This window comes from Shewanella sp. A22 (genome assembly GCF_053850585.1).
Window position 1 is genome coordinate 25,234 of the sequence record NZ_JBSQBN010000044.1, and the last position, 7,669, is coordinate 32,902.

A 7,669-nucleotide genomic window follows, 5' to 3' on the forward strand; every position below is an offset into this window, starting at 1 on the left:
CGAAAATAATTAAATCAATCCTGTTTTACTAATACCATTCATTATGTGACCTGATAATAACTGGCATTAGTATTAAAAAGCGGTTATTACGCTAAAAGGGTTCAAACGAAGAGGAAACAACATGAAGGGCTTATCCCTTAAACCACTTTTCGCTAGCATTGCCGTTGTATTTGCTTTAAGCGCCTGTTCTTCTCAAACAACAGAACAAACCACTACGATGGATTTATCTGCCGCACAAATAAAACAGCAACATGCCGACAATCCATTTTTTAAACCTTATGGCACATTTTTAGAAATACCAGATTTTGTAAACATCACGACAGACGATTATCTTCCCGCATTTGAAGCAGGCATAGCCGAACTACAACAACAAATTAGTGCTATTGCCAACAATCCACAAACACCAACGTTTGCCAATACGATTGAAGCGATGGAGTTTTCAGGGGACTTATTAACTCGAGTGGCCAACGTCTTCTTTAATTTAACGGGTGCGGATACCAACGACGCATTACAGGCAATATCCAAGCAGATTTCACCCAAGCTTTCATCATCACAAGATGATATTTACCTTAATGATAAGCTGTTTAAACGAGTAAAAGCCGTTTATGAACAACGTGATAACTTACCGCTTAATACTGCACAAGCTAAGTTACTCGAGGATACATACAAATCATTTACCCGCGGTGGCGCCAATTTATCTGCAGATGATAAACTGAAACTACGTAGTTTAAATGAACAAATTGGTAAGCTAAGTTTAACGTTCGGCGATAATGTTTTAGCCGAAACCAATGACTTTAAACTTATCATCGATAACCAAGATGATTTATCTGGTCTACCACAAGATGTGATTGACACAGCAGCACGCAAAGCCACTAGACTTGGTCATCCTGGCAAATGGATTTTCACTCCACATCGTCCGTCAATAACACCTTTTCTGACCTATGCAGACAATAGACAGCTGCGTGAAACACTTTACAAAGCGTATGTTTCTAAAGCCAATAATGATAATGAATTCGACAACAAAAAAGTGCTCGCTCAAATTGCCTCATTACGAGCGCAACGAGCTCAACTTATGGGTTACCAATCTCATGCCCATTTCGTGCTAGAAGAACGGACAGCTAAGACCCCAGAAAACGTCTATGGTTTATTAGATAAAGTGTGGCCAGCAGCGTTAAATCAAGCTAAAAATGAAGTAGCAGACATGCAAGCACTTGTCGATGCTCAAGGTGCAGGCTTTACCATAGAAGCATGGGACTGGTGGTACTATTCAGATAAAATTCGAGTGGCAAAATACAGTTTTAATGAACAACAAACTAAACCATACTTTTCACTTGAAAGTACATTAAAAGGTGTGTTTTACACTGCTAATCGTTTATATGGTATCACTGTAAAAGAACGTACCGATTTGCCTAAGTACCACCCTGACGTACGTACGTGGGAAGTTTACGATAAAGACGGTAGTTTGATGGCGGTATTTATGGGGGACTATTTTGTCCGTCAAAGTAAACGCGGTGGGGCATGGATGAACTCGTACCGTAAACAATATAATATGAATGGTGTTGAATCAAAACCAATCATTGTTAATGTACTTAACTTTCCTCGTCCTGCCGGCAACGAACCTGCGTTATTAACTTTCGATGAAGCCAGTACTCTCTTCCATGAGTTTGGCCATGCTTTACATGGCATGCTATCAAATGTGGCATACCGCTCACAATCTGGAACCGCTGTGCCCCGCGATTATGTTGAGTTTCCATCGCAAGTAATGGAAAACTGGATGACTCAGCCTGAAGTGCTAGCAATATTTGCTAAACATTATCAAACAGGTGAAGTAATACCACAGTCATTGATTGAAAAAATTCAAGCAGCAAGCCAATTTAACCAAGGATTTTCCACGGTAGAATACATGGCTGCGACCTATTTGGATCTGGATTGGCATTCGCTGCAAGATAGTAATGTTCGTGATGCTGCCAAGTTTGAAATGGCATCATTAAACAAAATGGGATTGATTAATGAAATAGCACCTCGTTATCGCAGCACTTTTTTTTCACATATTTTTGCAGGCGGTTATTCAGCTGGATATTATAGCTATCTGTGGTCTGATATTCTCGGGGCTGACGCCTTCGAAGCTTTCAAAGAAAATGGCATATTTGATCCTGAAACAGCACAAAAGTTTCGTGACAATATTTTATCCAAAGGCGGAAGTGCAGATCCAATGGTGCTTTACAAGCAATTTAGAGGTAAAGAAGCAGGTATAGAACCACTCTTGCGCAGTAAAGGATTATTAAAAAACAAATCGTAACCTATATTCACTAGTCCTTATATTTAATAATATTCGCAATCGTCACCGTGCGTTGCGAATATTATTACATTAAATATGCATTTTCATTCTTTTTAACACATTTCACTTTATATCAAACTTTCGCTCACGCATTACCACTCACTAAATTAACATCAGATTAAATAATCATTAGCCGATTATTTATCAACTATTACGGTTATAAATTGCGCAACCTCACTTATTAATAACTTTTATTTAGCGCCGCATCACAATTCCTTCATTTATTACGCCTATAATCAGCGCGTCGTTTTCATTTAATTATCAAAATAGATAAGGAATGTTAACACTACGTATGAGGCAAAAATAACAATATGCGCCTCAGGGTCAAATAAAAAGAGAGAACTATATGTTAAATAAAAAAATACTTGCAGTGGTTATCGCAGGTGCACTGGGCTTAAGCGGATGCAATTCAGACGACAACGATCAAACCGCAACAGTTGCCGATATCAAGTTACGCGTAATGGAAACTACTGATCTTCATACAAACATGATGGATTATAACTATTACTCAAGCACTGAAGATAAAACCATTGGTCTTGTGCGTACTGCCAGTCTAATTAATGCGGCGCGTGCTGAAGCAACCAACTCAGTATTAGTTGATAATGGTGATTTATTACAAGGTAGTCCAATGGGCGACTATATTGCTCATAAATTTAAAACTGACAATGACATGCTAACCGACACCCACCCTGTCTATAAAGCAATGAACACTTTAGACTACGAAGTCGGCAACATTGGTAACCACGAATTTAACTATGGTTTAGATTTCTTAAAACAGTCCATCAGTGGAGCAGAGTTTCCTTACATTAACGCTAACGTTATTTGTGCCAACAAAGATGGCTGTTGGAACGATGTGTTATTTAATGAAAACATGTTCACGCCTTTTGTTATTAAAGACAAAGTCGTAACTGACGTGGATGGTAATGAACACACAATTAAAATCGGTTATATCGGTTTTGTGCCACCTCAGGTTCTCCAATGGGATAAAGCAAACTTAGATGGCGAAGTTGAAGTATTAGGCATTGTACAAGCCGCTAATAAGTTTATTCCTCAAATGAAAGCTGAAGGTGCTGATATTATTTTAGCTATTCCGCATTCAGGTATTGGTTCAAGTGAAAACCCAGGTGATCCATGGGCAGAAAACGCTACTTACGCATTAACTAATGTTGATGGCATTGATGCTATATTCTTTGGCCACAGCCACTCTGTGTTCCCTGCTGCAGGCTATAGTGATTTACCAAATACAGACGTAGAGAAAGGCTTATTAAACGGCATTCCTGCTGTTATGCCTGGTCGTTGGGGTGACAACTTAGGTGTTGTTGACCTAGTTATTCGTCAAGTTGAAGGTAAATGGACTGTTATTCACGAAGAATCAACCGCTAAAGCTCGTCCAATTTATGACAACACCAATAAAGTTGAATTAGTGACAGGTGAAGATAGCTTACGTGATGCAATTGAGCTAGAACATGAAGGCACGATTGACTACGTTAGCCAACCTATTGGGGTTGCTGCCTCAGACATGTATAGTTTCTTAACACTTGTACAAGATGATCCAACGGTTCAGATTGTATCAAATGCGCAAATCGCTCGTGTTAAAACACTGATCACTGATGACTTAAAAGACCTACCAATCTTATCAGCATCTGCACCATTTAAAGCTGGTGGTCGTTATGCTGAAGGTGATGCAAGCCAGTATGTTCAAGTTGCTAAAGGTGATTTGTCTTATAAAAATGCTGCTGACTTATATCTTTACCCAAATACCTTGGTTGCTGTTAAAGCGACAGGGGCTGAATTAAAAGATTGGTTAGAGTGTTCAGCAAACCAGTTTAATCAAATTGACCCGACTGTCAGTGCTCCACAAAACTTGATTAACCGTGATGGTCACCCAACTTATAACTTTGACGTCATCGACGGCTTAACTTATAAAATTGATGTTACACAACCAAGTAAATATGATCGTAGCTGTGACGTCGTTAACGCTGATGCTAATCGTATTGTTGATTTAGCTTACACAGCTGCTGATGGTACTGTTATTAGCGGTGACGAATTAGCAGCGATGTCATTTGTTGTTGCCTCAAATAACTACCGTGCCTTTGGTGGTTCATTTGCAGGTACGGGGTCTGACCACGTAGTGCTTGAACTACCAGACACCAACCGTGATGCACTATCTGCTTATATCACTGAAGAATCACAACCGAATGCGACTGGCGGATATGACGCAATGGTTGATCCAACCGCTGATTATAACTGGGACTTTAAAACAATCGACAATGCAACCGTTGCATTAGATATTCGTTTTGAGACTCAAGACAGCGAGCTTGCTGACAAGTTTGTCGCAGATAACCAACAACGTAAAATGGTTAAATTACCAGTAACTAGCGATGTTGTCGCTGGCTTTGCAATTTATAGCATTGATTTAACAACACCCGTTGTTGCTAATTAATATTAATAGTTAGACAATAAAAAAAAGGCGCTTTAAGCGCCTTTTTTATTGCTATTAACTTCACTTATTCAATTTCAAATAGATGGCCCATCTTTTGAATTTGCGCCAGAGAAACATGATGTTGATTACGTGCAGCGCACAAATGTTGATGCTCACAATCTTTAGGTTGTCCAACTAACACAACTCTAACTTGGTACCCTAAAGCTCTAGCAGCAGCATCGTAAGCCATAAACTCCCATCTCGCGACATTAGTATTATCACAAATAACTAACGGTTCACCATGAGCTAATGCCTCAATAAACGCAGTTAAGTTAGCTTGATGAAATTGAGGAAGTTTTTGCGGGTTAAACCGATACTCCCCTTGATTGAAGAAATAGTTGTCGGTTGAAAAATAGCCGTGTTGTCGGACACGCATTGACTGTTCAATCCCTAGCGACGCAATATAGTGCTCTACCCAATGTGATTTGCCGCTACCAGGCAAACCACGCATAATAATGGCAACTTTAGGATTTTGCGCTTTTGGCTGACAATAATTACGCTGTTCGATCACTGCCAATCACCTTACCAGATAAAATCTGTTCGACTAATTTGGGGACAATCTCCCCTGCTTTTCCGGTAAAATGATACTGAAACTGGCTGTGCCTATCTGCTTCTAATAAATTGACCTCAACAGTTTGCGCACCATGATGATTAGCCGAGTCGACAAAACCGGCGGCAGGATATACCGTCCCCGAAGTACCAATGGCAATAAATAGATCACAGTGGTCTAATGCATCGTGGATCCTGTCCATACCAAAAGGCATTTCACCAAACCATACAATATGTGGACGTAACCGCTTGGCTGGGATGCAGCACGTGCAACAGTTATCAACCCCAAAAGGTTCACGTAAAGCAAACGTTTGCAAAGACTGTGGGCAACGCCCTTTAGCAAGCTCACCATGCATATGCAATAACCGATGAGAACCGGCTCGTTCGTGTAAATCGTCAACATTCTGGGTGATAACTAACAGCTCACCGGTAAATTCTGCTTCAAGTTTAGCTAAGGCTTCATGGGCAGCATTCGGACCAACATCATCCCCCTTTAGTTGCTGCCAACGCATATTATAAAAACGCTCTACCAAGTCAATATCTCGGGCATAACCTTCTGGTGTAGCAACATCCTCAATGTGATGTTCTTCCCATAAACCATGTTGGTCTCGAAATGTTTTAATACCTGACTCAGCTGAAATCCCCGCGCCGGTCAGTACCACTATTTGCCGGTACATGTTAAGTCCTTTATTGTTATCACACTCTACTTTTACTGTATTTACATTAACACTATATTGCACAATATCCTTGTGATCAGATATCAAAAAACACGATTAAATGACACTTAACCTTAACGCACTTATCTTATATTATCGTGATGGTGACGCAATAATCCCTTAGTATAAGTAAGTTTATTGAGTAAGTATTCGTAATATATAGCAAATAATATCCACATAAGTGCGTGTTTTACTAAATAATCTATATATAAGTTGATTAACTGCCTTAAGAGGTTTATGTTTTTAAATTCAACACATATAATGATTAGATTATCCACCGATGAACCGATGGGTTCTGCAATCAAGAGATTAGCAATGACAGATGGAAATCAAGCGCTAAAAAAAGCCGGATTAAAAATAACTCTGCCGCGAGTTAAAATTCTAGAACTGATGCAAGAGCCTGAAAATCAGCATATCAGTGCCGAAGACCTATACAAAAAACTACTCGAGGTTGGAGAAGAAATTGGTCTTGCGACAGTTTACAGAGTATTAAACCAGTTCGATGATGCGGGCATTCTAAATCGTCATCATTTTGAAAGTGGTAAAGCCGTGTTTGAAATGTCGACTCAACAACACCATGATCATTTGGTATGTTTAACCTGTGATAAAGTTATCGAGTTTTCTGATGAAGTGATTGAACGTCGTCAAGATGAAATCGCAATGCGTCATAATATAAAGCTCACTCATCATAGTTTGTATCTGTATGGTCACTGCACTAACGACACTTGCGATCATGCTGACGAATAATATTTGTCGCAATACTGATTAAACAGTCATAAAAACCAGCGTATTTGCTGGTTTTTTTTGTTTTAAATCTCAATATTATATTCGAATTTATAACGCCATTTGATACACATTAACTTTAGCACCATGGTATTCACTCTGTTCATGAATACTCATTCCAAGTTTTCTGGCTATTGCCTCTGAACCTGTATTGCCTTGCAAAATTAACGCTATGATTGAATCAATATCAAACTGTGGTTTTAAGGTTTTAACCGTAGCCTTTGCAGCCTCATAACCAATGCCCTTGCCCCAATATTCAGGGAAATAGCGGTAACCTAGTTCTACTTTGTTATACTCAGAGATGTACTTAGGTCCACAAAAACCAATCACCTTTTCATCTTGTTTATGGTGTACCGCCCAACGGCCAAAACCATGTTCTTCATAAGCCGCCAAAATAATATCGTGATATACCGCTTCAGCTTGCGTGATATCCATTAATGGATCTTGTGGAATGTATGTCAACATCTGTGGAATGCTATTCATCAGAAAAATGGATTCAAAGTCGCCTTCATTAAATGGACGTAATATTAGCCGGTCAGTTTCTGTAATAATGGCAGGTAATTGAGGCGCGTTAAGCTGAGTCATGATAATCCTTAATCATTAAAAATTGAAATATTCAAGATGTAGTTTCCTTGAGAAGATTCATTAAAACACAATTTTATTGATAATATCTAATACCAATCCCATTAAATATCTGGTCAGTTCAGAGTCTCTCAGGTTTTTCAATTCAAGGCGCATTGATGTAGAAATGGTTGTTCCCTTTTAAATCGATGTAACACAGAAGTGGAATACCTGAGAGAC

General features: G+C 39.2%; 6 protein-coding genes. 3 read left to right on the plus strand and 3 right to left on the minus strand.

The window, feature by feature from the left end; translation table 11 throughout:
- Nucleotides 1–121 precede the first annotated feature (121 nt).
- Both ACWXWT_RS10095 and ACWXWT_RS10100 read left to right on the plus strand, forming a co-directional pair.
- Nucleotides 122–2,299 (plus strand): M3 family metallopeptidase, encoded by a 2,178-nt coding sequence (locus ACWXWT_RS10095; protein ID WP_456041458.1) that lies wholly within the window; start codon nucleotides 122–124, stop codon nucleotides 2,297–2,299.
- 385 nt (nucleotides 2,300–2,684) lie between these two features.
- Nucleotides 2,685–4,781: a bifunctional 2',3'-cyclic-nucleotide 2'-phosphodiesterase/3'-nucleotidase gene (locus ACWXWT_RS10100; protein ID WP_456041459.1), complete on the plus strand. Its 2,097-nt coding sequence runs from the start codon at nucleotides 2,685–2,687 to the stop codon at nucleotides 4,779–4,781.
- Between the two features lie 64 nt (nucleotides 4,782–4,845).
- On the opposite strand, the gene ACWXWT_RS10105 is transcribed toward ACWXWT_RS10100, so the two are convergent.
- Nucleotides 4,846–5,271: an ATP-binding protein gene (locus ACWXWT_RS10105; RefSeq protein ID WP_456041464.1), complete on the minus strand. Its 426-nt coding sequence runs from the start codon at nucleotides 5,269–5,271 to the stop codon at nucleotides 4,846–4,848.
- Between the two features lie 43 nt (nucleotides 5,272–5,314).
- Nucleotides 5,315–6,046, minus strand: a complete 732-nt coding sequence (gene cobB, locus ACWXWT_RS10110) for a Sir2 family NAD+-dependent deacetylase (protein WP_456041460.1) — start codon at nucleotides 6,044–6,046, stop codon at nucleotides 5,315–5,317.
- A gap of 354 nt (nucleotides 6,047–6,400) precedes the next feature.
- On the opposite strand from cobB, the gene fur reads away from it, so the two are divergent.
- Nucleotides 6,401–6,832, plus strand: coding sequence for a ferric iron uptake transcriptional regulator (gene fur, locus ACWXWT_RS10115; protein WP_188916637.1), 432 nt, complete (start codon nucleotides 6,401–6,403; stop codon nucleotides 6,830–6,832).
- 87 nt (nucleotides 6,833–6,919) lie between these two features.
- On the opposite strand, the gene ACWXWT_RS10120 is transcribed toward fur, so the two are convergent.
- The gene (locus tag ACWXWT_RS10120; protein WP_456041461.1) at nucleotides 6,920–7,453 is read right to left on the minus strand and encodes a GNAT family N-acetyltransferase; all 534 of its coding nucleotides are present in this window, start codon (nucleotides 7,451–7,453) and stop codon (nucleotides 6,920–6,922) included.
- Between the last annotated feature and the right edge of the window lie 216 nt (nucleotides 7,454–7,669).